Source organism: Pedobacter paludisoli (genome assembly GCF_052344095.1).
Classification (GTDB): domain Bacteria; phylum Bacteroidota; class Bacteroidia; order Sphingobacteriales; family Sphingobacteriaceae; genus Pedobacter.
On the sequence record NZ_CP179926.1, the window covers coordinates 149,882 to 176,082 of the forward strand.

Sequence of the window (26,201 nt, forward strand, 5' to 3'; positions counted from 1 at the left end):
AACTTAAAAAGCATTTTATTCCTATTCAGCTATTGTAAAATAATCATTGGCTTCTTCATCCAAAGGAATGTAAATGCGTTCCCATTCACTTCCATCTAAAACTTCCCAGGTGTGCCCAATACCTTTTAAGTCGTTTGCAATTAAGATTATTCCAGGTTCTAAAATAAAAGTATTCCCATTTGTAACGGTAAATTTAAGTTTGCCTTTTATGGTAATCACAAATTGTCGACGAGGCGCTGGGTGGGGGTAATGTTGAAGTAAAATGTCGGTTTTAGCAAAAAAAGAGCGTACATTATTGGGTTGTAATACAGGAATACGGCCTATTTCAAAATCACATTGATCATCGTTGATATTAATTAAGCGGATTGCTTTTAAATAATTTGGGGCATCTACTTGTTCTAAATTCATAAAATTAAAATTTTAAAGCTATTTGTCCTTTTTGTGCGATTGCTTGCTCGTGTTCCAATAGCCATTGTTTGCGCCATAATCCACCGGCGTAACCCACTAACTTTCCATTGCTGCCAATAACACGGTGACAGGGAACAGCGATGGCGATTTTATTCTTGCCATTGGCAGCAGCTATTGCCCGGATGGCAAGCGGTTTATGCGCCGAAAATTGTGCATACGAACGTGTTTCTCCATAGGGGATGTGGAGCAAGTTTTCCCATACGCCTTGTTGAAAATCTGTTCCAATTTGTTTAATAGGGAAATCAAATGAGCGGAGGGTACCTTTAAAATAGTGCTCAAATTGTGTAGCCACCAGTTTGGTAAGTGTATTTTCGGCTAAGGATGGATGATTGCTTTCTGCGAAGGTTACTTCGTGTACAAAATGTTCATCCGCCAGTATGGTTAAAATACCAATGGGTGTGTGGAGGTACGAGGCAAATAAATTTTCCATATACAATAGTACGGGAATGATTTGTGAAATAACAGCTCAATTGTTGGCCAGATTTACACATCTCTTGAATAGGTTAAATTTATACCCCTAGCAATAGTTTTCTGACGCAACAACTACTTAATCTCTGAACTCTTTTTTTATCTTTGCGGCTATGCAATTGGCCAAAGAGGTTAGATTTTTAATCCACAAGGAAATACTGTTAGAGTGGCGCTCAAAATATACCATTAATGGGGTATTGCTCTATGTAGTGTCTACTATTTTTACTTGTTATTTGTCATTTGTTACATTGAGCGACAAACTAGCTTGGAATGCGTTGTTTTGGGTAATTATGTTATTTGCATCCATAAACGGTGTGTCAAAAAGTTTTCTTCAGGAAAATAAAGGGCAACAATTATATAGTTACGTATTAGCAAGTCCGGCGGCCATATTAATTTCAAAAACGATTTACAATACCTTGCTCATGTTGGTTTTAACCACCATTGCGTTGGGATTTTACATTTTAGTTTTTGATACCTTTACACCGCCTGATTTAACCTTGTATTACGTGGCGGTAATTTTGGGTAGTATCAGTTTTTCTACGGTTTTTACCATGGTTTCAGCGATTGCAAGCAAAGCTGGTAACGGTGGAATGTTGATGGCTATTTTGAGTTTTCCCATTATAATTCCGGTGCTTATTTTGTTGATTAAGTTAGCAAAAAAAGCCGTGGATGGTTTGCCATGGGATACGAGTTACGATGATATAGCCATGCTGGTTATTGTGAATATAATTACGATAGCAACCTCGTTGTTACTATTTCCGCATATGTGGAGAGATTAAAAAAAATGCAAATTGTTTAGGCAATAAATAGATTTAGATATATGAATAAAATTTGGTGGAAAATTTTAGCTTCGGTATTGGTGGTGTATACTTCGATAGCAGGTTTATTATTGGGTGTTCCGCATTTGGCAATTTTAAACGAAACCATCCGTAATTTGTATTTCCATGTACCCATGTGGTTTGCCATGATTGTGCTGTTCTCTATATCGGTTTTTTATAGTATTAAATCGTTGAGTTCAAAAAACGAATTGGATGATTTACGTGCGGTAGAAAGCGTTAATGCAGGCATTCTATTTGGTGTTTTGGGATTAATTACTGGAGCTATCTGGGCAAAATATACCTGGGGTCAGTTTTGGAGTTTCGATCCGAAACAGAATTTTGCCGCCATTTCTATACTCTTGTATTGTGCCTATCTAATTTTGCGCAATGCGATAGATGAGGAACAAAAAAGAGCTAAGTTATCGGCTATTTACAACATTTTTGCCTTCCCGATGATGGTGGTTTTATTGTTTGTATTGCCACGCTTAAAAGACTCTTTGCATCCGGGTAACGGTGGAAACCCGGGATTTAATAGCTACGATTTAGACAGCAGAATGCGCATGGTTTTTTATCCTGCTTGCTTGGGCTGGATTTTAATAGGATATTGGGTGTATACCATCCGTTTCCGTATTCGTTCATTAGAAAATAAACAACAACATAATTAAGATGAAAAAGATAGTTTTCTCTCTGTTATTAATGATTATCGGACTGCAATTATTTGCACAAGATAACGGTGTAGAAATGGCCGATACCATGCGCAGCAACGGAAAAATTTACGTTGTGGTGATTTGTATAGTGATTATTTTGCTGGGTTTATTGATTTATCTGTTTGCGTTAGATAAAAGATTAAAAAAAGTAGAAAAAAATAATTTCGATAAAAAATAGGTTTAAACTGTTTAAACCTATTTTTATAGCTGTTTTGGGGTTGTGTGTGGCATACACTAAGTGTTTTTGGATTTTGATAAGTGGAATTTTTTTAGGCAATTTTGCAGCATAACTTATTCATAAAAGAAAATAACTAATGGCTAATATAGCAGACGAAACCAAATTTTTTGCCGATGTGTGCAAGAACTTTGACAGTGCGGCTCAATTTACCAATCATCCAGAGGGGTTATTGAACCAGATTAAAGCGTGTAACAGTGTGTATCGTTTCCAATTTCCTATCCGTCGTGGAAACGGTTTTGAAGTAATTGATGCTTGGCGTGTAGAGCACTCGCATCACATGAGTCCAACCAAAGGTGGTATTCGTTATAGCGATATGGTGAACGAGGACGAAGTGATGGCTTTGGCGGCATTAATGACCTACAAATGTGCTATTGTAAACGTGCCATTTGGCGGTGCAAAAGGTGGAATTAAAATTGATACCAAACAATATACGGTTGCCGAATTAGAAACCATCACGCGCCGTTATACCACCGAATTAATTAAGAAAAATTTTATTGGTCCTGGTATCGACGTTCCTGCTCCTGATTATGGATCGGGTGAGCGTGAGATGAGCTGGATTGCAGATACGTACATGACGATGAATCCTGGGCAGTTAGATGCGTTGGGTTGTGTTACCGGAAAACCAATTGCTTTACACGGTATTCGTGGTCGTAAAGAGGCAACAGGAAGAGGTGTGGCTTATGCCGTGCGCGAATGTGTTGAAGTAGCTGAAGATATGGCTAAAATTGGCTTAACAGCTGGTTTAAATGGCAAGCGTGTGATTGTTCAAGGTTTAGGTAATGTGGGTTATCACTCTGCAAAATTCTTGGCTGAGTTTGGTGCAACCATTGTTGGACTTTGCGAGTTCGAAGGAGCTATTTACAATGCAAACGGATTAAATGTTGATGAGGTTTTTGCACACCGCAAAAGTACCGGTTCAATTTTAGGTTTTCCAGGTGCAAAAGAGTTCAAAAACTCAATGGAAGGCTTGGAGCAAGCGTGTGATATCTTAGTTCCTGCAGCATTAGAAAATCAATTTACTGAAGAAAATATTCGCCGCATAAAAGCAAAAATAATTGCTGAAGGAGCGAATGGACCAACTACTCCTGAAGCAGAAGCCATTTTTACAGAAATGGGTGGTATCATTATTCCAGATATGTATTGTAATGCTGGTGGTGTTACTGTTTCTTATTTCGAATGGTTAAAAAACCTTTCTCACGTAGCTTTCGGACGTATGGAGAACAGATATGCAGCTAATTCAAATGCAAATTTGATTAACACGTTGGAAAACTTAACGGGTAAAACGATTCTTCCAGAGCACCGTATGATGATTGTAAAAGGAGCATCAGAAATGGAATTGGTAAATTCAGGTTTAGAAGATACCATGATTCATTCGTACCACGAGATTCGTGAAACGTTGAAACAAAAACCAGGTACAAAAACATTGAGAACAGCTGCTTTTGTAAATTCAATTGATAAAATTGCTGTATCATATATGAACTTAGGTGTTTGGCCATAAGCTTAACCGATAAGTATATTCAATAAAAATGCCTTGCAATTCAAATTGCAAGGCATTTTTGTTTCTGTGAGTATCAAAGTTAGATCCAAATTATGCAAGAGAATTTTATTTCATTTATACTGCATCACAAATTCAAAAATGCGCTGTCATCGAGCTTAGCAAAACAATCTCTTAAAGAGAAATCTTTTATCGCCTCATTGCCGGCGGGGCAACTTCTTTTACCTTGATGTAAAAGAAGCAAAACATCAAGGCTTGGATCTGTTGTTGAATAAAGCTAGCAGAAACTCGATGGCGATAATTTGAGGCCTTGGCTTCGCACAGTTTCTTCCGCTCGGCTGCAAATTCTCTTGAAGAGTAAGAATTTGAACGTTTCTGCAAAGCTTCTTACTGCTTTCTTCGTCCAACACCTCCTAGGCCGGTCCTAGCATGGGGGCTAGCCGAGCAATTGCCAGAATAAACATGCTAGTAAAACAAACGTTCAAAATGACAGGTATTAACCGAAGTACGCCCATCGATCCCGAATGCTCGGGATGCACCCCAAGCAGCGGAAGAAAACAAAAACAGTAGCAGCAACATTCGAGTTTGTACCACCGAGCCTTGTTCAATTCAGTTTTGTGGAAATAACTAATTGTTGGTTACAAAGCCCATCTCCACAAAACCTAGCGAGACTGTTTTTGTTTTGAGGAATGGCTTTGCGGGCAAAGCTGCCTAGCCGGATCGACAAAGGCTTTTGGTTACTTTTGGCCTTCAAAAGTAAATGCCCTGCCGGCAAGAGGCAAGCTAGGGAAAGAGTGCGGGCTATACGAGTGATTTATTTTGGTTATCTCAATAAAACTTAAAGATTCATTATCGTGTTCGAGCTGAGTAAGCAATCTCATGAAGAGAAATCCTTTATCGCCTCATAGCCGGCGGGCTTAGTTCTTTTTTCTTGACAAAAAAGAACGAAAAAGTCAAGGCTTGGATCTGTTGTTGAATAAAGCTAGCAGAAGCTTGAAGGCGATAATTTGATGCCTTGGCTTGGCTCCATTCCTTCGCTCGGCTGCAAATTCTCTTGAACAGTATGGAGTTGAATGTTTCTGCAAAGCTTCTCACTGCTTTCTTCGTCCAACACCTCCTAGGCCGGTCCTAGCATGGGGGCTAACCGAGCAATAGCCAGAATAAAACATGCCGGTAAAACAAACGTTCAAAATTGCAGGTATTAACCGAAGTACGTCCGTCGATCCCGAATGCTCGGGATGCATACCAAGCAGCGGGAGAAAACAAAAACAGTTGCAGGAACATTCGAGTTTGTACTACCGAGCATTGTTCTATTCAGTTTTGTGGTAATAAATAATTATTGGTTACAAAACCAATCTCCACAAAACCTAGCGAGACTGTTTTTGTTTTGAGCAAAGGTATTGCGGGCAAAGCTGCCTAGCCGGATCGACAAAGGCTTTTGGTTACTTTTGGCCTTCAAAAGTAAATGCCCTGCCGGCAAGAGGCAAGCAAGGGAAAGCGGGGGGCAATCTAGCATCATTTACTGAAAATTTCATAAACACCCCTCGTCATTGCGCGCTTAGTAAGCAATCTCTTAAAGAAAGATCAATTATCGCCTCATGGCCGGCGGGCCTAGTTACTTTTTTCTTGATAATAAAGTAACCAAACAATCAAGGCTTGGATCTGTTGTTGAATAAAGCTAGCAGAAACTCGATGGCGATAATTTGAGGCCTTGGCTTGGCTCTATTCCTTCCGCTCGGCTGCAAATTCTCTTGAACAGTAAGAATTTGAACGTTTCTGCAAAGCTTCTCACTGATTTCTTCGTCCAATCCCGAAGGTCTCGGGATAAACATCCTAGGCCGCTCCTAGCATGGGCGCTAGCCGAGCAATAGCCAGAATAAAACATGCCGGTAAAACAAACGTTCAAAATTGCAGGTATTAACCGAAGTACGTCCGTCGATCCCGAATGCTCCTATCGTGTGGACAGATCTCTATGTGTGTCCCATCCTTCTTTTGCAGCCCTAAAGTATTTTAATCCAATCCAGATCGTAGTTATCCCTGGCGTTCTTTTGCTTTCATATCCTTTCCAACCTCCCATTCTAGCCAATCCCCATACATATCTTTTCAGATCTTTATCCTTATAAGGATTCTTCTGCTTCTGGGTTTTTCCTTCAAGTCTGATTATTTGTTCTTCCATAAATAGCTGTTCCTCATCATTGAAACATGTGTGTGCATCAATCGAGAGTTCTGGTTCAGCGTATGCTAGGCGCATTAGGAATAACTTTATCACCACTTCCATGATCATAAGGGTTTGTTTTCTGATAGATGAGGCATATTCTAATTCACTGGCTTCAATATTGTATCCTTCCTTTTTAAGTATCCGAAACACTTCTTCTATTGTCCAGCGCCAGCTATACCATTCTATGCATAACTTAGCCATAGAAGGCGTGGTTACTGCTATGGTGGTTAATAGCCTCCAACATATTTTATCTGCCCCACTATAGCCAACTTCTTTTGCTTCTATGAGATAAAGCTTAGTACTCGCTGGAAGCTCTTTACTTGTAGTGCCTGTTTTGCATACTTCTATTTCTTTATATCTGATTTCTATTTTAGCCTTTCTCTTTGGCCTTTTCTCTTTCGCTTCTACTACTATTTCATAAATATCCTGCACTTCTTGATTGGAAAGGCAGTCAAATAGTTTGCTTTTGTCTTTTAGTCTTCTGTTGCTTTTTGCACGTATTAAAAGGTCTGTTTTCTCATCGGGTATAACGGCAAATTGCTCGTATATATCTCCTTCTCGATCTTGTATAATCACCATTCCTTCAACACAAGAGGATAATGCTGTTTTTGTATTATTCGATGATTCTATCCATTTGTAAGATTCTTTTTCTGTAATGGGTAATTTACTGTATTCTCGCTCAAACTTTGAACGAAATTCCAGCGGTCTATTCCATAGTTTGATATCTGCATAACCATAAGGAGTTCCATTAACTGCATCCAGGACAAGACTCGGATGAAGCATAAAACCCAATCCGAAATCGCCCTTGGCATTGGTAGTGCCGATAAACGAATCTTTCTTTATTCTATTTTTATGGCTACTTAGGTTTATTTCTGTGGTATCTTGAATACAAACAACATATTTCCCGTGGCAAGCGGATTGGCAGTTAGAGGTTAAATTTGAAATGATGCTTTCTTCAGTTACACGATTATTCGATAAGAATCGATAAAAACCCTTTGCTTCTGCCTCGTCCTTGCTAAGCTGACGAATAGAGTGAACGCAATTTCTAAATAGGATATCTAAGTTCTTATTCCCTCGACGTATTAAACGTGAATCGGGCAAATTTGTAAAACCTCTTTTTTGCATATACAAAGAAACTAATTATATAGAAGATCTGTCCACACGATAGGAATGCTCGGGATGCATCCCCAGCAGCGGAGAAAAACAAAAACAGTTGCAGGAACATTCGAGTTTGTACTACCGAGCATTGTTCTATTCAGTTTTGTGGTAATAAATAATTATTGGTTACAAAACCAATCTCCACAAAACCTAGCGAGACTGTTTTTGTTTTGAGCAAAGGTATTGCGGGCAAAGCTGCCTAGCCGGATCGACAAAGGCTTTTGGTTACTTTTGGCCTTCAAAAGTAAATGCCCTGCCGGCAAGAGGCAAGCTAGGGAAAGAGTGCGGGCTATACGAGTGATTTATTTTGGTTATCTCAATAAAACTTAAAGATTCATTATCATTTGTGCGCTTAGCAAAACAATCTCTTAAAGAGAAATCTTTTATCGCCTCATTGCCGGCGGGGCAACTTCTTTTACCTTGATGTAAAAGAAGCAAAACATAAGGCTTGAATCTGTTGTTGAATAAAGCTAGCAGAAACTTGATGGCGATAATTTGAGGCCTTGGCTTCGCACAGTTCCTTCGCTCGGCTGCAAATTCTCTTGAACAGTAAGAATTTGAACGTTTCTGCACAGCTTCTCGCTGCTTTCTTCGTCCAATCCCGAATACTCCTATCGTGTGGACAGATCTCTATGTGTGTCCCATCCTTCTTTTGCAGCCCTAAAGTATTTTAATCCAATCCAGATCGTAGTTATCCCTGGCGTTCTTTTGCTTTCATATCCTTTCCAACCTCCCATTCTAGCCAATCCCCATACATATCTTTTCAGATCTTTATCCTTATAAGGATTCTTCTGCTTCTGGGTTTTTCCTTCAAGTCTGATTATTTGTTCTTCCATAAATAGCTGTTCCTCATCATTGAAACATGTGTGTGCATCAATCGAGAGTTCTGGTTCAGCGTATGCTAGGCGCATTAGGAATAACTTTATCACCACTTCCATGATCATAAGGGTTTGTTTTCTGATAGATGAGGCATATTCTAATTCACTGGCTTCAATATTGTATCCTTCCTTTTTAAGTATCCGAAACACTTCTTCTATTGTCCAGCGCCAGCTATACCATTCTATGCATAACTTAGCCATAGAAGGCGTGGTTACTGCTATGGTGGTTAATAGCCTCCAACATATTTTATCTGCCCCACTATAGCCAACTTCTTTTGCTTCTATGAGATAAAGCTTAGTACTCGCTGGAAGCTCTTTACTTGTAGTGCCTGTTTTGCATACTTCTATTTCTTTATATCTGATTTCTATTTTAGCCTTTCTCTTTGGCCTTTTCTCTTTCGCTTCTACTACTATTTCATAAATATCCTGCACTTCTTGATTGGAAAGGCAGTCAAATAGTTTGCTTTTGTCTTTTAGTCTTCTGTTGCTTTTTGCACGTATTAAAAGGTCTGTTTTCTCATCGGGTATAACGGCAAATTGCTCGTATATATCTCCTTCTCGATCTTGTATAATCACCATTCCTTCAACACAAGAGGATAATGCTGTTTTTGTATTATTCGATGATTCTATCCATTTGTAAGATTCTTTTTCTGTAATGGGTAATTTACTGTATTCTCGCTCAAACTTTGAACGAAATTCCAGCGGTCTATTCCATAGTTTGATATCTGCATAACCATAAGGAGTTCCATTAACTGCATCCAGGACAAGACTCGGATGAAGCATAAAACCCAATCCGAAATCGCCCTTGGCATTGGTAGTGCCGATAAACGAATCTTTCTTTATTCTATTTTTATGGCTACTTAGGTTTATTTCTGTGGTATCTTGAATACAAACAACATATTTCCCGTGGCAAGCGGATTGGCAGTTAGAGGTTAAATTTGAAATGATGCTTTCTTCAGTTACACGATTATTCGATAAGAATCGATAAAAACCCTTTGCTTCTGCCTCGTCCTTGCTAAGCTGACGAATAGAGTGAACGCAATTTCTAAATAGGATATCTAAGTTCTTATTCCCTCGACGTATTAAACGTGAATCGGGCAAATTTGTAAAACCTCTTTTTTGCATATACAAAGAAACTAATTATATAGAAGATCTGTCCACACGATAGGAATACTCGGGATAAACATCCTAGGCCGGTCCTAGCATGGGGGCTAGCCGAGCAATAGCCAGAATAAAACATGCCGGTAAAACAAACGTTCAAAACTGTATTTTGTAACCTATTGCATCGTTAAGTCTATACCTTGTTCATTCACACTATAGGGTAATGTTAAAGGACAGAGGATTTCCTGTGTTGTTTTGAAACAGGTTTATCAAGGCATTCTTTTCTTCATTTAAAAAGGTTAATTCTGCATCAATTTTTATTTTTTTGGCGTCTACTGCGTATCCTTTTACCTCCAGTTTTTTATAGATTTTGAAATTGGAAACGGATTGCATAAACGGGAGTTTGTTGAACTTTAAAAAATCGATCTGGAGAAAAAAGAAATCGTTTGAAGGAATTTTCTCTTGGTTAAATACGTAATCCTTTTCGGTGCTTAGTTGACTTACATATTTATCCCCCGTTAAATAGAACTCAAAATCGGGTAGTAAAGGATAGGTAATTTTATCGGTAGCATGATTGTATGCGCCTATTTTTTTGAAGTAGTCTTTCAAATTTTTAGCATCTTTATCCAAACGTAAAGAGAGTGTATACCCATCACTTTTTTGAAATGTTCTCTTTTCAATTTGATTAAAATTAGCATCATAGTCGTAGGTAACAATGGTATCTATTTTATGTCCAGATGTTATCACTTCAAAATCTAAGTAGCTAGAATATAAAGATTGCAAATTTGCTGCCTTGTTCTTGTTGCTTCCTGCAGAAGGTTTAATGCGTGCATTTATCCAAAAATTGATAATATTGTTCGGGTTTAATTTTCGGTGTTTAGGTTGCTGTACTGGTTCTAGCTTCGTATCGGTCAATTCGGCACATAGCAAAGCCTTTCCATCCTCAAAATTAATCTTAAGGTGTTGTGTTTTGTTTTGATAAGAAATGTGATCGTCAACATATAAAATATCCTTAAAAGCGGTTTCGGCAAGTTTTACTAAGTTTTTCTTGGCTAGAAGGCTTTTTAAGGTTGGCTCCAGTTTTTCTTTTTTAGCTGAATACGCAAGTGCGACCGTTTTTTCGTTGAATAAAATAGCGAATGTAGAATCTGCCGATTGATAAAAATTACTTCCTTCTTTTTCTAAAGGAAATACTTTTTGTGTTTTAATAAAATGCAAAAAACGTACGGAATCTTTTATGTCAAAGGTTGTGAACAGTGCCGATTGAGAAGCATTTTTTAATGCGTACATAAAAATATCACCAGAGATTTCTAGCCCATTACCTAGGTTCTCAATCTGCTTTTCTAGTTCATTGTCGTATTCTTTAGGATGTTTTACCGCACTAATGGATATGGTTTTAGCTAAAGCAAACGTATTAATTTTTAAGACAGAAACCACCGATGATGGAACCAGTACTTTATTTGCTTGATAACGACGGTATCCAAAATAACCTATACAACAAATTAGCAGCAAGAGTATACTTGCTGCTAAAATTCGGAATATTCTTTTTTTCATCGTATTTAGTTTGATGTAAACAAGCCAATTAAGTACTTGAGGGCATTTTGTTGTCCATTTGGTACTTCAGCCACGATATCAGAAGAAATCGAATTGTTTTTAACAGGGTTGGATTTGATATACATGTTCCCCATTTTACTGAAGTACGTGTTCAGTTTAAGCATGTCTGGTTCTGTTTTTGTTGATTCTGCAAGATTTTTAGCGTTAAAGAATAAGCTAAAATTGCTTTTTGCAAGCAATGATTTGTGGGCTTTACTTATATTTCCTGTAAACGAATTATTATTGATACGTTCCATTTCGTTCAGCGAATTACCGAAAAATACGATGCCATTTTTGGTTAAGAAATACATATCAATCGGGCTCTTTTTTTCTGATATTTTGTAAATATGATTGTTTACAGTTACCAAATTTTTCTTGATCAGGTAGTTGGTTATTTTGTTAAATAATGCTGTGTCATCCGAAGAAAACATGAAAAGGAAGTCAGGTAAAAGCTCGTTTTTGGTTTTTGTTACTTCGCTGCGATTATAGTCATCATCGTATTCATAATCGGTGTAGGTTGTTTCCTTTTTATTTAAGCCATTGAAAACAAACAATGCATCGCCTTTCACAACTTTACTTACAGCTTCCTCGTCAATAAGTAGCGAAAACAGTTCCGCTCCAAGGTCAATTTCACCGTCGTAGTTCCCATCCAATAAACCGCTATATGTTTTCTTAAAGATGGAAGGGAATTCAGTTAAATAAGCCTTTGTATCAATTGAATATCCAGTAAAACCAATTGCTTTTTCGCTATCGATGTATTTTAAGAATTTTTTGTTCGGTTTTCTTTTGGTGATATTTTGATAACTTTTGGCCATATCAGGCGATAATCCTATTTCGGTATGAATTTTAATGTTTTTTTCATCCATGTAAAGCTTCGAACTAAGTGCTTCAAATCCGTTTATACTTTTTGAAAGACCCTTAATCATAGATTCGGGGATTAAAAGACTGTATACATTACTCAAATTAGCTACCCAAAATTCAGCTATTGCTTTTTTATCCGTACTTGAAACAAAGGAAGGAATGCTTTCTATAGAGGCATATTCCGTTTGGAAAATTTTATTGGTATGTGTGTTAACCCAGTCTAACACAACTGCCTTTTCTTTTGCTTTAACTTCAAAAAGTGCTTTTTGATATTGATCATAGGGTTCTGGAGTATCTTCTTCTAAGGTATCTATTTCTTCCTCGTATACTTTAGCTGTAGTATCATTAACGACTTCTACTTCTTCCATCACCTCTTCGGTATTCTCCTCTTGTTTTGGGTCATATACTTCCGCTATGGATATGCTATCGGATGGATACATGCTCTTCAGGTCAACCACTTCGATGTCGTATCTTGCCGCATTTTTTGGGTCTGAAAAATAATTATTGTTCAAATTACCTGTCGCAATGCAGAGCATATTGTTATTCCATTTCAGCACGGTAGAACTATCCGAAAAAGTAATTGTTTTTGGGTTGCCTTCTGTAATTTCCGTGTGCGTAAGGGTTGTTATAAACTGTTCAAATTTGGTAATGTCTTTAATTGGAATTAAGCCCGTATGGTAGGTGAGGCTATCTGTAATCTGATTAAAATAGTAAGCATTTTCCTGTAGGTTAATGCCTAAGTCTTCCAGATTAGCATAGGTGTTTTCCGTTGAATTAGAAAGCATTTTAAGAAACTTTTGGCCAAAAAATGACTCACTAAACTCTTTGGTTGTCATTAAGGTGGTAAAATTACTGCTTTTAATAGTGGCAACACTAAATGCATTTGCGGGCACTTTTTTAGCTAAATCTTGTGCTTTTAATGCGGTTACAGAAAGAAGGAGGATGATTGCGTTAAGAATTTTTCTCATTATTTAGAAATTTGTATAGTATTAGAGATGTTAATTTTTCCGTTTATTAAATCCGTAATGTTTGTTTTTAACATAACAGCCATTTTCGTTTTTGATAGATTAGACTTGGGGTTTGTAATGTTTGTTACAGGCGATTCGAAGCGGTAAATACTGGTATAATCAGCGCCGTTAAAGACTGCCTTATCTTTCGTTTTAAGGTTGCTGTAGGCTTTTTTTCCTGCGGTAATAGTTTCGTACTTTCGTGTAAATGTTTTGGTCGTCAAATTGAAATCGTATACCGATTGTGCTGGCGTAGCTACCTTATATTGCTTTAAAAGATTGCTAGTAACGTTATTAATGTTTGATATCTTCTTGAACATAAAGCGGATGGTAACGATGTAATTGTTAAAATCAGTCGTGCTACTCACGTTAGAAATACCTTCCGATTTTTTGAGGTACACAACAGCTTCATTAATGCTACGCTGAATTTCTGCTTTACTCGGGATTTTGTGCCCTTGTACACTATCTAATAATAGAATAGAAGAAACGTTCGATTTGCTTTGGCTTAAATTAAGCGTGAGCGTTACATTGCCCGTTCCATTGTTTTTCAGATTTATCTCTTCAATAATTTGAAAGCATGAACTCAATGTTGATAGTATAATACAGGTAAATATCAGGAAGAAGAACTTTTTAGGGTTCATTTGAATAAAAATTAAGTGCGTTAGAAATTTGATAATTGTTGGGGACAATTTTTTTGTGGGGCAAATTTAGGGATTTAAATCGATAAGTTAGTGGTTTAGATGATCTTATTTGGATGTTGATTGCCTTTTTCGGCTAAATAATCACAAGATAAAAGTTCATCAACTTTAAAGTATTTAGTATATTTGTAGCTACTTGGAAATTCTTTTCTTGTTAGAAAGTTCAATTAAAGTCGTTTCAAGTAATGTCCCTTTTTTAAACCATTCATGTTTTCGAAATCGTCAGATAGGAAAAAATTAGCGCTTAATTTATGTTTCTCTTTCGGACAAGAAGAAAAAAATGCTGTCTATGCTTAGTTCAGCTAATTTTCCTTCTGTAGTAGAAATTGATATGGCTAATAAAGAGCAGTTTACTGCTGTTTACAACCAGTTCTATGTTTCACTTTGTTATTATGCTACCCGCTATTTAGGAGATACTACAGAAGCAGAAGATGTAATTGGCGAACTTTTTTCTAAGTTATGGAGGCTAAAGGTTGTTATTAAAAATGAAAATTTAAAAGGATATCTGTATCAGGCAGCTTTAAATGCATGTCATTCTTATCAAAAGTCGAGCAAAAGTGTTAAAACGCGTGAAGAGAATTATAGTCAGAATGTAGGTTTTGAAGAAGAGGCTTCGGTAGAACACATCATTCGAACAGAGGTTTGGACAGAAGTGTACAATTCAATTGAAAGTTTGCCTCCCCAATGCGCCACTGTAATTAAAATGGGATATATTGAAGGTTTAAGCAATGCCGAAATCGCAGAGAAGCTAAATCTATCCATGCAAACGGTTAAAAATTATAAACTAAGAGGATTATCCATTTTAAAGGATACTGTTCCAAAAAATTTCCTGTATTTAGCTGCTTTTGTGTTTAATGATTGGTTTAGTTAAATATGGGAGCGTTTTATTCCTTGAAATTTGTATAAAAGTATTTTTTTTGTTTGTGTAAAGGCAATTTTTCTTAGTTGTTTTATTATTTAACATTTTTTTTACTTTTTTTTAATATCAATAGGTACTTTTTTGGTTTTGCTTGGTTATACCCTTAAACGAGCATAAAAATGGAGTCTCCTATCTTGATAAAATCTCTATATATATCAGAACTTGTATCTAAATTTCGAAATTCTACGCTTTCAGAAGAGGAAAAGCAAGAATTGCATGATTGGATTCAGGAAAAACCCGCCAATAAGGTTCTTTTTGATGAATTGATGGATGCAGAGAAGCAGCGTGAAGCAATTGCTTCCATGTCGGCATTTAAAAATAAGTCGAAAACACTGGCTAAAATTTTATCCTTTCCAGTGGAAGAAACAAAAGGGGTAAAAATAAAGCAATACACTTTCTTTAAATATGCCGCGGCTATTTTAGTGGTTGTTTCAGTGGGCATTGGTGTTTTTTTCTATCAAGAATTTAAAAAAACACCAGAATCTACACCTATTATGGCCAGCACGGTAAAGCCGGGTAGTAATAAAGCAAAGCTGGTATTGGCCGATGGCCGTAGTATCGATTTAAAATCTACTAAGAACGGGGTTCGGTTGCAGGAGGGAAATCTACTTTATGATGATGGTACTGATATTGCCATGATTACAAACTCGACCATGTTAAATACCATTAGTACGCCTAGAGGAGGGAAGTACGAAATGGAGCTCCCGGATGGCACAAAAGTATGGTTGAATGCCGAATCGTCTATAAAATTCCCTGCCAGTTTTAAAGGCTTATCTAAAAGAGAAATCATTTTAACTGGTGAAGCCTATTTTGAGGTGGCAAAAGCTTTTGAAGCATCATCAGGTAGGGATGGCAAAAAAATTAATAATATTCCCTTTTTGGTGCATACCAATAACCAAACGATCGAGGTACTTGGAACGCATTTTAACGTAAACGCCTATGCCGATGAGGAAAGTACCCGTACTAGTTTGATCGAAGGGCAGGTGCGCGTGGTATTAAAGTCAGCAGATTCAAAAAAACAATCCGTTGTTTTGAAACCCAGACAACAATCAGAATTGAAAGGAAAATCTTTAAAAGTTAGTAGTATAGATGTGAAAGAGGCTGTGGCCTGGAAAAATAATTATTTCGTTTTTAACAACGAGGAATTAAGCAGCATCATGAAGAAAATTGCGCGCTGGTACAATATAAATGTAATATATGAAGCAGGATATAAGCCACTTTATTTTAGTGGTTCTTTTCCGGCAACCGAAAATTTAGCTACGGCAATGCATGTTTTAGAACTTACAGGAAATGTGCATTACCGAGTAGAATATCTAAAAAATACAGATGAAAGGAGAATTATTATGATGCCATAATATACGCTATAAAAAAAAATCGAAAGCGCTACCAACGCTTCCGATTTTAATTTAATAATGAAGAATCAATACTAAACCAATTCATGTTTAAAAGGAATTATTGGCATCTGATAAATACAATTTCCCTTTAAACCAAACAACCTAAATATATGAATTTTTATTATCCCTTTTTGCATGGTTGCGCAAGCAAGTGTGTAAAAGCTATATTAGTTATGAAACTGATAGTCATTTTTACCTTTTTTACGGCAATGCACGTTAATGCAGCCGTTTATGCCCAAAAAATATCCATTTCTAAAGAAAAAATTTCTTTAGAAGAAGCACTTAAACTTGTGAAGAACCAAAGTGGGTACGATGTTTTTTTTAATTCAAAAACTATTCAAAATGCAAATCCCGTTACGGTATCGTTAAAGAATGCGAGTTTAGAAGAAGCCCTAACTAAGCTTTTTTCTGGGCAGCCACTTACATACGTTATTGATAACCATGTTATTGTCGTAAAAGAAAAAGAAATTGCTCATTCGGCTTCCAACAAAGCCGATGAAGTAACCATTTCGGGACGTGTAGTGGGTGAGGATGGTAAACCACTACCAGGCGTTTCAATTTTAGTGGTTGGTAAGTTAAAAGGAGTTTCTACCAACAACGAAGGTTATTACATGTTAAAAATCCTTAAATCGGAACTGCCAAAAGACATAACATTTACCATGCTCGGAATGAAAAAGCAGCAGTACACCATTCAAGGAGATCGTGTGTTGAATGTTAAAATGGAATTTGACGCCAACATGATGTCGGAAGTGGTGGTAAATGGTTATCAAACTTTACAAAAAAAGGATATGGTAGGTGCGGTTGCGACCGTTAAACTGGAGGATATAGAAAACCCTGCCTTTACTACGGTTGATAAAATGTTACAAGGTCAGGTAGCTGGACTTATTGTAACCAACGCCAGTTCAAGAGCCAGCGCAACAGCCGATGTAAAAATTAGAGGTACCGCTACTGTTTTAGGTAATTCAGCTCCACTATGGGTTGTAGATGGTATTATTCAACCTGATCCTATTAAATTGGATATTTCTTCCGATTTAGCGGGCGATTTAAACAATATTGTGGGGAGTCAAATTTCGTGGTTAAACCCAAGTGATATTAACACCATAACCATTTTAAAGGATGCCTCGGCAACGGCAATTTATGGATCAAGAGCCTCGAATGGTGTAATTGTAATTACTACCAACAAAGGTACTAGCGGTAAAACAAGATTCAACTATCGTACAAATGCAACATACCGAGCGGCGCCCACGTACAATCAATATAATTTGATGAATTCGCAAGAACGAATCAAATTGAGTATCGATGGATTTAATGCAGGGGTAATTTATAATAATCAGCCGATTAAGCAATTGTATACGTACGAAGGGTTAATGGGCTTGTATTTAGATAGGGAAATTACAAGAGATGAATTTGCTAAAAATTTAACAACGCTTGAAACGGCTAATACAAACTGGTTAGATTTATTAACACAAAGTTCTTTAAGTCAAACCCATAATCTAAATGTTTCTGGTGGAAATGACAAAGTAACCTATTATTCATCGCTCTCGTATAACAACAATAAGGGAACTGAGATTGGCGATCAGGTAAGTCGTATTACTGGGCGTTTACGTGTAAGTGCAGAACTTTCTCCAAAGCTAGACTTAGATTTAAATTTGGCGGTTACACAAAGTAAAGCCGATGGCTTGGGAAGAGGAATAAATCCGTTGAAATATGCGTTAGAAACGAGTAGAGCAATGCCAGCATATGATGAATTTGGTGCGCCATTGTTTTATACCGAAAGAGCAACCTATGCTTACAATGGAAATACTAAGGCAAACGGATTAGGCTATAACTTTATTAATGAAAGAGATAATAGTTATACCTTAAATCAAAACCTTTCCATTAATTCATCGATTAATTTCCGCTGGAAGATTATTAAAGATTTGAGATATGAATTAGTTTTAGGCTTAAGCCGAAATCAGACTTCAAATGAGTCGTTCATGGGCGAGAACACGTTTTACATTGCAAATAGATACAGGGGGTATATGGCAAAAGAATATTTACCAGGTACACCCGAGTATAAAGCAGCTATTTTACCTTATGGCGGAGAATTGTTTAGTTCAAACGGAAGTACCACCAACTATAATGTACAAAATAAGTTAACCTATACCAAAAATTTTGGCGAAGATCATCGTTTAAATGCCCTTTTGGTGCACGAGTTACGTTCATCAAAATTAAGTAATGATTTTAATACCGTGTGGGGCTATAGCCCTGAGCGTGGACAAATATTGTTTCAGCCAACAGCTCCAAGCCAATTAGTACCGCTAGGCGGTTCAGCATCGTATGGCGGTAATGGAGTGTTTACTGGATTGTATACCGGTAGTTGGGATAGGAAAAACCAAACAGATAATCTAGCATCGTATTTGGGTAGTGTGGCCTATACCTTTAAAGATCGGTATACCTTAAATGCAAACATTCGATCGGAGCTGACAAACCGATTAAATCAAGACGTGAGCCGTCGTTTGGAACCTATTTGGTCGGTTGGAGCAGGTTGGAACATCGGCGATGAGCCAATGCTAAAAGATCAACAGAAGTGGTTAAATAATGCACGTTTGAGAGCATCGTATGGTATGCAGGGTAACGTACTAACCAATAGAAGCCCGAACTTAATTATCAATCAAGGATCTTTTGATTCCAATTATGGTCAGTTCGTTTCGCTGGTATCTTCGCTCCCAAATCCCTATTTATCGCGCGAAAAAACAAAAAACTGGAATTTCGGTTTGGATTTGAGGTTGTTTAATTTCTTTACAGCCACCTTCGATTATTACAGCAGAAGTTCAGCAGTGGTAGTTAATCTACCTGTTCCTCAAGAAAATGGATTGCAAGAAGCCGCTGTAAACGGAGGTGTAGTTACAAATTCAGGATATGAATATTCATTTACTTTTTCGCCCATTAGAAAAAAGGATATCTCTTTAAATTTAAGTGTAAACGGAGGGAAAAACTTTAATAAAGGAGGATTTTCAAATGTACCAGATAACTTAAATGTTACGGCATATTTAGGTGGCGCACCCTTAGGAATTGTATTAAAAGAAGGGTATGATATTTCAAGTTTTTGGGCTTTTTCGTATAAAGGATTGGATCCTGCTACCGGCCGTCCCTTGTTTAACCTGGTTGATAAACCTGCATCCGAAGTGTCAGATCCTACCGATTATTTAGTGTACGTAGGAAAAACAGCACCCGATTTTTCAGGAGGTTTTTCAGCCAATTTTAGGTATAAAAACTTAACACTTGCATCGCATTTTATGGTTTCATTAGGCCGTACTATTAAATTAGCAAATCCATACGATTCTTTTGTTAGTGGGTTTATGCCAGACCCACTATTAAATGTAGATAAAGAGTTGGTTGGGCGTTGGAGCGCACCTGGTGATGAAAACACGACCTCAATTCCAGGACTACCTTATGGTGGCGAGTATTACTATCCGCTGCCAGATGGGGAGAGTATGCTTTCGTACCAGATGTGGGGGAATACCGATATAAGAACCGTAAGTGGAAATTTTATTCGTTGTAATAACTTATCCTTAACCTACAATGTAAAGCAAGCATTCTTAAAAAAATACGGAATAAGTGATTTCGGCTTGACTGCTTCTGCAAGCAATATTTTTGTCATAGCCAGTAAAGATTTAAATGGTTTCGATCCTGAAATTAGAAATAAAGAAGTAACGCCAAAAGTGTTCACTTTGGGCTTAAACATTGGATTTTAAGAAAGAAAAAAAATGAAAAAGATTATATATATATTGATTATAGCAGCTGGGTTAAGCTCTTGCAAAAAATTTTTAGAACCAACCTCGCCATCTGAATACACTCCTCAAACGGTTTCGGCCTTAAAGGAGTTGCTGTTAGGAGAGGGCTACCCTAAATACACCAATTCTGATCGTATAGAATCATTTATGGGTATATTAGAAGATGATGTAAGTGCTGCGCCATTTGTAGATAAGATGACCTTTGATATACGAAGATCTTTACGCGCAGCATACGGTTGGGATCGGAATTTACTTGATACGTTTCGATTGCAGCTTACAGATAAAGATTACAACATATGGCTTGGCTATTATACACGCATAAAGGGAGCCAATTTAGTGTTAGATTATCTAGATGATGTAGAAGGTACTGCGGTAGAAAAGGCCTCCGTAAAAGCGGATGCCTTAACCTTAAGAGCCTTTTATTATTTTTCATTGGTAAATATTTTTGGTAAACCATATAATTTTGATAAAACTGCTTTAGGAGTTCCTTTAAAGTTAAACGGCAATATTGAAAAAGATGCCATGCCGCGAAACACGGTAGAGGAGGTTTACAATCAGGTGCTGAACGATTTGAATGAGGCTGAGCGTGAATTTAACAAAGTGCCGATTGCCAGCCAATGGGCCAAAAACTACCGTTTAGGCTTGCCGGCAACACAATTATTGCTATCAAGGGTATATCTGTATCAAGAAAATTGGGCTAAAGCTGCAGAATATGCCGAAAAGGTACTGGCAAACACCAATTTTTCATTGTTGGATTTGAATACCCTACCCGCTCATACAGCAACTGTTCCGTATCATAACTTCATGGATTATTTTAAGAATCCTGAAGCAATTTGGGTTTATGGAAACGATACCGATGCGTTTATGTTTACATGGAATACAGCCATGGGAACAGATGCCTCTATGCCAACAAGTAGAACAAGGGCCTTGTTTAAAGCATCAGATGCGTTACTAAATTTATACAATGCAAATGATTTAAGACCTTTTGAGTATATTTTTAGCGATGGATATGGCGGCTATAAAGTACCACGCGGTAAAGTTTTGGTAAATAACACCAACTTAGCTTCGGGTACACCAGCCTTTGGCAGAATGTTTCGATTATCTGAAGCATACCTCAATGCTGCCGAAGCGTATGCTAAATTAAATAAGCCAACGGAAACCCTAAATTTATTAAATAAGTTGCGTCTTAGTAGGTATAAATCAGGTACATATACGAATTTAACAGGTTTAACAGGCGATGTGCTGGTAACCGAAGTTCAGAATGAACGTAGAAGAGAATTATGCTTTGAAGGACATAGATGGTTTGATTTAAGAAGACAAGGAATGCCGGCAATAACCAGAATCTGGCCTAAGGATGCTACTTTAAATGAAAGGTTTGAACTTGAAAAGAATGATCCTTCTTACACGATCAGAATTCCGGCTCAAGCAATGATGGCAAACCCTCTTTTAATTCAAAATGATTAATTAGGTACTTAAATTATATAAATATGAAAACGATAAAAAAAGTATTATGCTTTTTAGCCCTTGCAGTTGCTTTAGTTTCTTGCTCAAAGGATGAAGCACCTATAGTTTCAGAAAATTTAATTGATGAGACCATTCGTTTTAACTTCCCTGAAGGAGATAAACCTTGGGATTTAAAGTTTAAAGCAATATTTGATAAGTTTGATGTTGTGCCAATTTATAAAACGGTAACGGCAAATGATTTTAATAAAAAATGGGAAGGATTTACGGCCAATTTTAAAGGAACACCTTTAACCGATGAACAGGCTGAAAAATATGCCGATTTTATGGCGGATGAGGTTTTTTATTATTTCAATCCAAGCATTGCTAAGCAGGTTATGCCAGTGTATTTATACATGGTTACCGATCTAAGCATTTATTATGCCTATCTAGGCGGATATCAATTTACGTTATCTACGAATACAGGTTTCGATTATTGGGCCTTTACTTTAGATGGAACCGACCTTCAAAAATTCATGGCTGGCGATACTGAGATTAGACGCATTCGTAGAAATATGCTAAATATTTGGTACCTAAAAATGGCCGTAGATCGTGGATTAATTGTAGAACCAGCAGGGTTTAAAGACGGAATTAATTATACTGCAGCTATTAACAACACAGCTTCAACTCCTAATTATTTTGCAAAAAGAGGTTTCGTAGCAAGACCAAATCAGCTTACCATGCAAACTATTACACCAAATACTTCCATCTCAACCATGGCTACTGCTAACGGTGATTTTTTAAATTTTATTGCTATTGCTTTATATTATCCAAAAGCTGAATTTGATGTTATTTACCCAATATCCTTATATCCTCAAGTTCATCAGCGATACAATCTTGTGGTAAATAAACTAAAAAACGATTACAATATCGACCTTCAAAAAATTGCCACCGGCACAAAGTAAATTTTTTATTTGCATCTAGCTTAGCAAGGTTATCTGTGTTAAGCTGGATGTATTTTTTGTATAAATAACACATTTATGAAATATTTCCAGATAAGATTAAGTTGCATATGCGCAATTTTTCTCGTTTATAGCTTTACTAGTAAAGCACAACAAGGTAAAAAACAAGTTCCTTTAAATTGGCAAAACGAAGCCAGAACCGATAGTACTTTTGGTGCAAACATTACAAAAGCTTACCAATATGTTGCAGATCATCATCTAAAAGCCAAAAAAAGGTAATTGTAGCCGTTATTGATGGAGGAGTTGACATTGCGCATGAAGATTTGAAAGGTCATATCTGGACCAATAAAAAGGAAGTTGCCGGCAACGGAATTGACGATGATAAAAATGGATTCGCTGATGATGTAAATGGTTGGAATTTTTTAGCCAATAAATCTGGAAATATCGTTGAAAATATCTCGTTAGAAGGTGAAAGAGAGTTTTTACGGCTAGTTGATAAATACCGCTACGCCGGATTGGATAGCAGTAAAGTGCCAACTAAAGATTTGAAAGAGTATTTGTACTTCAAAAATCAGGTGCTGCCAAGCTCTCCATTAGGCAAATCATATCAAAGTCTTGAGACCGTAAAATTCATTATCGCTTACGCGGATACGTTTGCAAAAGAAATGAAATATAAATATCCATTTGTTGTGGATAATACGTATTCTATTGACCACTTTAAGGCAATTGCTCCACCAAAAGATTCTAAAGATAAAGAAAGGTTAATTTCATATACGTATTATGGGATGTTTTTTTCGTACATAGGAAAAGATAAAAGTAAAAACTGGAAAGATGTGGTGGCGCGAATGAATGTACCATTAGAGAAAGTTACGAGTAGTTATAACAAGTTGCTTCATGCTGAGATTTACACCCGTCAATTAGTAGGCGATGATGTTAACAATATACACGATACGAAGTACGGTACCGCATTGTTTAATCCTGCTTTTGCTGGTCATGGAACCCATGTGGCAGGTATAATTTCTGCCGATAGAACAAATAAAATTGGCGTTAACGGTGTTGCCGATGCATTAATTATGCCGATTCGAGTAACAGGCGTAAAAGGCGATGAATATGATAAAGATGTGGCCTTGGCAATCCGTTATGCAGTTGATAATGGTGCTAATATTATTAACATGAGCTTTGGTAAACCCTTATCGCCACAAAAAGATTGGATTGATGAAGCTCTTTTATATGCACAAAAGAAAGGTGTTTTGGTTGTTCATGCAGCCGGAAATGCTTCCACAGATGTAGATCAAATTCTGGCTTACCCTGTTAAGCACATTCAAAATCAGGCCGATGTACGTAATTTTATCAATGTAGGTAATTTAGCTATCGATGGTAATCCTGCCAAGTCAAGTAATTATGGTAAAACAAATGTAGACATCTTTGCCCCAGGTATGGCCATTAATTCTTTAGCTCCAAATAATGCATATGCGCTTAAAGGGGGTACTAGTATGGCATCGCCACTTGTTGCAGGTGTTGCTGCTTTTGTATTATCATATTTTCCTAATTTGAACGCAGAAGAGCTGAAAGAAATTATATTGAAATCTGCTTTTGATAGAAAAGATGTTTTGGTATTAAAACCTCAGGAAGCGAACAATCAAACTCCTCGAGTGAAAATTCCGTTTAAAGAGCTTTGTGCAACCGGAGGGATTATAGATGCGGAAAAAGCAATCGAGTTAGCGTATAAAAACAGCACAAATGCTAAATAGAATGAAGGTCAAAATTAATTTTTTGCTATTTGTAATGCTTCTCTTTGCAGGATGCTATGGTTCAAGAGCGCAATCCGTTAGCAGTTTTACTGAATTGGCTAAGCAATATCAAAATGGCGACCATACCGAAAGCTTAAGAAGTAATTTAGTAAACGCATCAAATAGTGAATCTGCGGCAACATTGAAAGATTTTTTGATGAACCAAACAAGTGAGAGCTCTGCAGATGCTATTTTTCTGGAACAATTGACAAGTATTTGTTTGTTGAAAATACCGCAAAAAGATCGGTACCTAAACCAGGGAAAAGCCTTGTTTATGCAATTTGTGAAATTAGGTGAAAATAACTTGCTGTCAGATTTTTTTAAACAATGGGATCTAAATGCTAAAGACCCGGAGTTGAAGACTTATGTGCAGAAACTAACAGCGAACTATGTGCAAAATTACCTCGAATTTTATAACAAAAATTATGTGCGCTTAGTTGCTTTTGCACCTGATTGGGTAACAGTTTCGTTAAAATATTACGAATTGCCAAAAGAAGAAGATTACAAAGAAAAACTTACGGTTATTAAACTCTTTTCGGATAATAAAATAGATGACTTAATCCGTTACTATAATCAGAAATATATGGTAACAGGTAATTTTTCTTCCGATTTGACCGAGCAGTATTTCGGTGGTTCGGTTGGAAAAATGATTTTAGTGAATGCCAATTTAACGCAAACCGAAGAAATGATTGGGCTATTAAGCGCTAAACCTGCTCCGCAGGAGCTAAATTATCTCCTTTTACTTTTTAAAGGCAAAAAAAAGCATATTGAATTTTATCAAGCAAAAAATAACTAGCATGAAAAAACAACTTATTGGTTTTACGCTTTTCTTGTGTACCATTTCACCTGTTTTTGCGCAATATTCGCCTGCCTTTAAAAAAGCAGCATTAGCAGAAGAGTTAAAATGGCAAGAAGCCGCCAAAAAGAATCATCCCGCATTATTGCTTCAAAAATTAAATGATCAGGCAGTTGCCGCTGGTTTATCAAGTGCTGAATTGGAGATGTTGAATGCATTAAAGCCATTTAACTTTGTCCGAACCTTTACTTCGTATATAAACGAACACAAAACAATTGACAGTGATGTAAAGTTGCTTTTGCAAAAGATGCCTGTTTTACCCCTCAATGGATCGGAGGTAACGTATGCATTGAGTTCGGCATCTTTGAAAAAATCATATGATAATTATTATTTCTTGAAACTTTTGAAAGAAGGGGTAGCACTGGATAGCGCAGATGGTGGCGGAACGGCGAATACCAGTATGACCAATCTCTTCAATAAATACCATTATCAAAAATTAGCCTATTATTTAAAAAATGGGAATGCTGCTATTCAGGCATTTTATTTAGGGCAGGTTGCGGGCGTGTTGCGGTATAATGGTTATACCCCATATTTAGCAGAAATATATGCCATCGTAAATAGCCCTATCATCATGGTAACAAAGGAGAAGAATGAGGTGTTGGTTATGTTCAAGAAATATGAGCATTTGCAAGTAGGTAAACAAGCGCCCTTGTTTAAGCTGCCAAACGATCAGGATAAAATGATTTCTTTAGCCGATTTAAAAGGCAAGGTAGTGGTCATTGATACCTGGGCCACTTGGTGTAGCTGGTGCATTGAAAATCTTCCGCACTATGTTGAATTAAAAGAAAAATTCAAAGAACGTAAGGATGTCGTTTTCTTAACGATCTCTATTGATGAACCCGTGAAAAAATACGAATGGATGTATACCCTTCCAAATGTAAATTTATTAGGCTTTCAGAATTTATTAGCCTCGCGAAAACAGTCAACTTTTCAACAAGATTATATGATTACCGGTGTTCCAAGGTATATGGTAATAGATAAAGCCGGAAAAATTGTAAGTGTTAATTTACCAGGAGCAGATAGCGAAATAATGGTTCAAGCGATCGAAAAATCTTTAAATTAATTTACCTTATTATCTTAATTTAGGTCCTGTGGTGTATTGCCACAGGATTTTTTCGTTTTAGTAAATGCCATTCTTTTTTTTTACATGGAGGATATTCATGCGCTTGCATACCATTCTTTATTTCAATAAGGGAACGGTATTCCTCTTGCTGAATAAGAAAAATAACAAAGTGCAGCCCTGATCTTAATCGCGAATTAATCAGTTAATTGTCAATATAAAGACAAGAAAACGGTAAAAGAAGGTGGGTTTATCCTATTTTTCTATCTTTGTTTTTTGCTTATACAATAAAGAAT

Annotated in this window: 19 protein-coding genes; 12 read left to right on the top strand and 7 right to left on the bottom strand. The window is 36.9% G+C overall.

The window, feature by feature from the left end; all coding sequences use genetic code 11:
- Positions 1–21: 21 nt before the first annotated feature.
- Together ACJVDK_RS00610 and ACJVDK_RS00615 are read right to left on the bottom strand one after the other, a co-directional pair.
- Complete coding sequence (locus ACJVDK_RS00610; RefSeq protein WP_443938386.1) at positions 22–408, bottom strand: hypothetical protein; 387 nt, start codon at positions 406–408, stop codon at positions 22–24.
- Between the two features lie 4 nt (positions 409–412).
- Positions 413–898 carry a methylated-DNA--[protein]-cysteine S-methyltransferase gene (locus tag ACJVDK_RS00615; RefSeq protein ID WP_443938387.1) on the bottom strand — a complete coding sequence of 162 codons (486 nt, stop codon included), beginning with the start codon at positions 896–898 and terminating at the stop codon, positions 413–415.
- Positions 899–1,049: 151 nt separating this feature from the next.
- Here ACJVDK_RS00615 and ACJVDK_RS00620 point away from each other — a divergent pair, with 151 nt between their 5' ends.
- The 4 genes from ACJVDK_RS00620 to ACJVDK_RS00635 all read left to right on the top strand — a co-directional run bounded on the left by ACJVDK_RS00620 (position 1,050) and on the right by ACJVDK_RS00635 (position 4,197).
- Positions 1,050–1,715, top strand: coding sequence for a heme exporter protein CcmB (locus tag ACJVDK_RS00620; protein WP_443938388.1), 666 nt, complete (start codon positions 1,050–1,052; stop codon positions 1,713–1,715).
- Positions 1,716–1,756: 41 nt separating this feature from the next.
- The gene (gene ccsA / locus ACJVDK_RS00625) at positions 1,757–2,419 is read left to right on the top strand and encodes a cytochrome c biogenesis protein CcsA (protein WP_443938389.1); all 663 of its coding nucleotides are present in this window, start codon (positions 1,757–1,759) and stop codon (positions 2,417–2,419) included.
- 1 nt (position 2,420) lies between these two features.
- Positions 2,421–2,639 carry a CcmD family protein gene (locus tag ACJVDK_RS00630; protein ID WP_443938390.1) on the top strand — a complete coding sequence of 73 codons (219 nt, stop codon included), beginning with the start codon at positions 2,421–2,423 and terminating at the stop codon, positions 2,637–2,639.
- Positions 2,640–2,775: 136 nt separating this feature from the next.
- Positions 2,776–4,197, top strand: a complete 1,422-nt coding sequence (locus ACJVDK_RS00635; protein ID WP_443938391.1) for a Glu/Leu/Phe/Val family dehydrogenase — start codon at positions 2,776–2,778, stop codon at positions 4,195–4,197.
- A gap of 1,948 nt (positions 4,198–6,145) precedes the next feature.
- Here ACJVDK_RS00635 and ACJVDK_RS00640 read toward each other — a convergent pair.
- The 5 genes from ACJVDK_RS00640 to ACJVDK_RS00660 form a co-directional block, all read right to left on the bottom strand.
- A complete protein-coding gene (locus ACJVDK_RS00640; protein WP_443936453.1) occupies positions 6,146–7,537 on the bottom strand; it encodes an IS4 family transposase in 1,392 nt (463 codons plus the stop codon).
- Positions 7,538–8,181: 644 nt separating this feature from the next.
- Positions 8,182–9,573 carry an IS4 family transposase gene (locus ACJVDK_RS00645; protein ID WP_443936453.1) on the bottom strand — a complete coding sequence of 464 codons (1,392 nt, stop codon included), beginning with the start codon at positions 9,571–9,573 and terminating at the stop codon, positions 8,182–8,184.
- Between the two features lie 189 nt (positions 9,574–9,762).
- Complete coding sequence (locus tag ACJVDK_RS00650) at positions 9,763–11,103, bottom strand: hypothetical protein (protein ID WP_443938392.1); 1,341 nt, start codon at positions 11,101–11,103, stop codon at positions 9,763–9,765.
- Between the two features lie 5 nt (positions 11,104–11,108).
- The gene (locus tag ACJVDK_RS00655; RefSeq protein WP_443938393.1) at positions 11,109–12,971 is read right to left on the bottom strand and encodes a hypothetical protein; all 1,863 of its coding nucleotides are present in this window, start codon (positions 12,969–12,971) and stop codon (positions 11,109–11,111) included.
- Positions 12,971–13,651: a hypothetical protein gene (locus tag ACJVDK_RS00660; protein ID WP_443938394.1), complete on the bottom strand. Its 681-nt coding sequence runs from the start codon at positions 13,649–13,651 to the stop codon at positions 12,971–12,973. Before ACJVDK_RS00660 ends, ACJVDK_RS00655 begins: the two co-directional genes overlap by 1 nt.
- Positions 13,652–13,997: 346 nt before the next feature.
- On the opposite strand from ACJVDK_RS00660, the gene ACJVDK_RS00665 reads away from it, so the two are divergent.
- The 8 genes from ACJVDK_RS00665 to ACJVDK_RS00700 all read left to right on the top strand — a co-directional run bounded on the left by ACJVDK_RS00665 (position 13,998) and on the right by ACJVDK_RS00700 (position 25,908).
- Entirely contained in the window at positions 13,998–14,579 is a 582-nt protein-coding gene (locus ACJVDK_RS00665) for an RNA polymerase sigma factor (protein WP_443938395.1), read from the top strand.
- Positions 14,580–14,746: 167 nt separating this feature from the next.
- Positions 14,747–15,982, top strand: a complete 1,236-nt coding sequence (locus tag ACJVDK_RS00670; protein WP_443938396.1) for a FecR family protein — start codon at positions 14,747–14,749, stop codon at positions 15,980–15,982.
- A 212-nt stretch (positions 15,983–16,194) separates the two neighbouring features.
- Positions 16,195–19,758 carry a SusC/RagA family TonB-linked outer membrane protein gene (locus ACJVDK_RS00675; RefSeq protein ID WP_443938397.1) on the top strand — a complete coding sequence of 1,188 codons (3,564 nt, stop codon included), beginning with the start codon at positions 16,195–16,197 and terminating at the stop codon, positions 19,756–19,758.
- A 12-nt stretch (positions 19,759–19,770) separates the two neighbouring features.
- Positions 19,771–21,261, top strand: a complete 1,491-nt coding sequence (locus ACJVDK_RS00680) for a RagB/SusD family nutrient uptake outer membrane protein (protein WP_443938398.1) — start codon at positions 19,771–19,773, stop codon at positions 21,259–21,261.
- Between the two features lie 23 nt (positions 21,262–21,284).
- Positions 21,285–22,202 (top strand): hypothetical protein, encoded by a 918-nt coding sequence (locus ACJVDK_RS00685; RefSeq protein WP_443938399.1) that lies wholly within the window; start codon positions 21,285–21,287, stop codon positions 22,200–22,202.
- A 275-nt stretch (positions 22,203–22,477) separates the two neighbouring features.
- On the top strand, positions 22,478–23,950 hold the full coding sequence (locus ACJVDK_RS00690) for a S8 family serine peptidase (RefSeq protein WP_443940019.1): 1,473 nt from the start codon (positions 22,478–22,480) through the stop codon (positions 23,948–23,950).
- Positions 23,951–23,984: 34 nt separating this feature from the next.
- Positions 23,985–24,785, top strand: coding sequence for a hypothetical protein (locus ACJVDK_RS00695; protein ID WP_443938400.1), 801 nt, complete (start codon positions 23,985–23,987; stop codon positions 24,783–24,785).
- Position 24,786: 1 nt separating this feature from the next.
- Positions 24,787–25,908 carry a TlpA family protein disulfide reductase gene (locus tag ACJVDK_RS00700; RefSeq protein ID WP_443938401.1) on the top strand — a complete coding sequence of 374 codons (1,122 nt, stop codon included), beginning with the start codon at positions 24,787–24,789 and terminating at the stop codon, positions 25,906–25,908.
- The last annotated feature ends 293 nt before the right edge of the window (positions 25,909–26,201 follow it).

What these genes read in the sequence shown, in the direction of transcription:
- ACJVDK_RS00610 (WP_443938386.1), bottom strand. Translation starts at nt 408, where the DNA reads ATGAATTTAGAACAAGTAGATGCCCCAAATTATTTAAAAGCAATCCGC.
- ACJVDK_RS00615 (WP_443938387.1), bottom strand. Translation starts at nt 898, where the DNA reads ATGGAAAATTTATTTGCCTCGTACCTCCACACACCCATTGGTATTTTA.
- ACJVDK_RS00620 (WP_443938388.1), top strand. Translation starts at nt 1,050, where the DNA reads ATGCAATTGGCCAAAGAGGTTAGATTTTTAATCCACAAGGAAATACTG.
- ccsA (WP_443938389.1), top strand. Translation starts at nt 1,757, where the DNA reads ATGAATAAAATTTGGTGGAAAATTTTAGCTTCGGTATTGGTGGTGTAT.
- ACJVDK_RS00630 (WP_443938390.1), top strand. Translation starts at nt 2,421, where the DNA reads ATGAAAAAGATAGTTTTCTCTCTGTTATTAATGATTATCGGACTGCAA.
- ACJVDK_RS00635 (WP_443938391.1), top strand. Translation starts at nt 2,776, where the DNA reads ATGGCTAATATAGCAGACGAAACCAAATTTTTTGCCGATGTGTGCAAG.
- ACJVDK_RS00640 (WP_443936453.1), bottom strand. Translation starts at nt 7,537, where the DNA reads ATGCAAAAAAGAGGTTTTACAAATTTGCCCGATTCACGTTTAATACGT.
- ACJVDK_RS00645 (WP_443936453.1), bottom strand. Translation starts at nt 9,573, where the DNA reads ATGCAAAAAAGAGGTTTTACAAATTTGCCCGATTCACGTTTAATACGT.
- ACJVDK_RS00650 (WP_443938392.1), bottom strand. Translation starts at nt 11,103, where the DNA reads ATGAAAAAAAGAATATTCCGAATTTTAGCAGCAAGTATACTCTTGCTG.
- ACJVDK_RS00655 (WP_443938393.1), bottom strand. Translation starts at nt 12,971, where the DNA reads ATGAGAAAAATTCTTAACGCAATCATCCTCCTTCTTTCTGTAACCGCA.
- ACJVDK_RS00660 (WP_443938394.1), bottom strand. Translation starts at nt 13,651, where the DNA reads ATGAACCCTAAAAAGTTCTTCTTCCTGATATTTACCTGTATTATACTA.
- ACJVDK_RS00665 (WP_443938395.1), top strand. Translation starts at nt 13,998, where the DNA reads ATGCTTAGTTCAGCTAATTTTCCTTCTGTAGTAGAAATTGATATGGCT.
- ACJVDK_RS00670 (WP_443938396.1), top strand. Translation starts at nt 14,747, where the DNA reads ATGGAGTCTCCTATCTTGATAAAATCTCTATATATATCAGAACTTGTA.
- ACJVDK_RS00675 (WP_443938397.1), top strand. Translation starts at nt 16,195, where the DNA reads ATGAAACTGATAGTCATTTTTACCTTTTTTACGGCAATGCACGTTAAT.
- ACJVDK_RS00680 (WP_443938398.1), top strand. Translation starts at nt 19,771, where the DNA reads ATGAAAAAGATTATATATATATTGATTATAGCAGCTGGGTTAAGCTCT.
- ACJVDK_RS00685 (WP_443938399.1), top strand. Translation starts at nt 21,285, where the DNA reads ATGAAAACGATAAAAAAAGTATTATGCTTTTTAGCCCTTGCAGTTGCT.
- ACJVDK_RS00695 (WP_443938400.1), top strand. Translation starts at nt 23,985, where the DNA reads ATGCTTCTCTTTGCAGGATGCTATGGTTCAAGAGCGCAATCCGTTAGC.
- ACJVDK_RS00700 (WP_443938401.1), top strand. Translation starts at nt 24,787, where the DNA reads ATGAAAAAACAACTTATTGGTTTTACGCTTTTCTTGTGTACCATTTCA.